The following is a 1623-nucleotide window of genomic DNA, read 5'->3' as shown; positions in this document are numbered from 1 at the left end:
TTGCTCAGTGTTTGTAGAAAACATCATACGTTACCTCAACGTGGTATTTCTTGTTGAGATCAGCCAGGCAGAAAAAGGTTCAAAAATATCCCTCGATTCAATCGAGGGATTTGTGTAGAAGAGACAGCAATGATGGAGGGTTTTTTCATGGCGTTTACCTGTCCCCAATGCGGCGCTGTGGCAAAGACGCGAACCAGCGAAATGATGAGTGAAGAAACACGGCGCAGTTATCACCAATGCCAGAATATACTGTGTGGCTGCACGTTTACCACTATCACCAGCATTGAGCGGTATTTGACACTCCCGACACCCCAGCCATTACCGACTGATTTTACCGTCCCGAAAATGGCGTTCCCGGCCAGCCATTACGGTGATGAACAGATTGGATTTGGATTCTGATTGAAGGCAGCCCCGAATAAAAACCGGGGCTTATTCTGTATTTGTTATGCAGAAAATTTATTACTCAGGGAGCATGTCCGTTATCACGAAAACCTGTCCTTCCTCTGATACGGTCACTTTCGGTATGTACGCTATAATTTCGCCCGTTTTTATATCTACTTTCGCCGTACGATAATCTTCTACTGTCCTTTCGAATATGCTTCTACCTTTGAATACGGTGTGTACTACAGCGTAAGGCTGTTGTTGTTGGTTGAGGGCTAATTGGTAGGTTGTTTCAATATGCTGATAACTGGAAACATCAAACATATTGCGTTTAATGGCTTTTTCTAACGGTTTGTAAGCATTATTGGTGCGGCTAAAGTTTGCAATAAAGTTATCCAGATTGATTGGGTCATCAGGTGTACTTAAATATTTTCTGAAATCATCATCACACGCAAGGATCTCATCCGGTTTTAGCTTACCCGGTTTCGCAGAATAGCGTTGAGTTAAGCAGGTGTAGAAAGGCCCCGTCACCATCTCATGTATGTTCTTGAAAGGAAAATGGCTTTTATCGTTGGAAGCGGCTTGCTGGTCATAATTACGGGTCAAATCAGCATTACTGACAATATGGAAGGTAGCGGCACAAATCATAATACCAACGGTTATGGCTATGATGGTTTGTGGCTTTAATCCGCTTGATCTTTTTTCTCCACAGTGTGGGCATGTTTGTTCATTCGGTGTTATCTCCCCCTGACATTTTTTACAATTTACGCGCTTCATAGCCATCAATCCCTATCCAATTTTGTTTGGTTATCCATTTCAATCACCTTGATGAGACAAATATGACAAATGAGAATGTTTGGTCAAGGGTGGTTCTGTATAGATGTGAGATTTATCTAATAGATTTATAGCGATGAAGTAGAAAACCTTTCGAAAATAGAGGGGCATTTTTGCATTCGTACAGCGAATTTTTTAATTTCGATTCGTGAGATATGTCACTGTGAAAAAGCGGTTAATTGAAGGGGATTTGGCGATAAGAGAAAAACTGCGTCGCCACTCCGTCGCCACTTTGCTATTTTCGTGCACTAAAAACCAAAGAAAAAATCCACCTTGCGGTGGCCTAATGAGATGGTCACCCCCACCCTGTGAGCGGTATGCTGGCAGGGTGTTTTTCTTTCAGGAGAGGCCATCATGCAAAACGTCACACTTATTGGTATTGATCTCGGTAAACATTCTTTCCACGTG

General features: G+C 42.5%; 2 protein-coding genes. One reads left to right on the top strand and one right to left on the bottom strand.

Annotated features, from left to right (window positions below; all coding sequences use genetic code 11):
- The first annotated feature begins 147 nt into the window (after positions 1 to 147).
- Positions 148 to 399, top strand: coding sequence for an ogr/Delta-like zinc finger family protein (locus Xenpb_RS19235; protein ID WP_187655722.1), 252 nt, complete (start codon positions 148 to 150; stop codon positions 397 to 399).
- A 60-nt stretch (positions 400 to 459) separates the two neighbouring features.
- Here Xenpb_RS19235 and Xenpb_RS19230 read toward each other — a convergent pair whose 3' ends face one another.
- Positions 460 to 1158, bottom strand: a complete 699-nt coding sequence (locus tag Xenpb_RS19230) for a hypothetical protein (protein WP_187655721.1) — start codon at positions 1156 to 1158, stop codon at positions 460 to 462.
- Positions 1159 to 1623 lie beyond the last annotated feature (465 nt).

This window comes from Xenorhabdus sp. PB62.4 (assembly GCF_014467285.1).
Classification (GTDB): Bacteria; Pseudomonadota; Gammaproteobacteria; order Enterobacterales; family Enterobacteriaceae; genus Xenorhabdus.
This window is presented reverse-complemented; position numbering and strand designations above follow the sequence as displayed.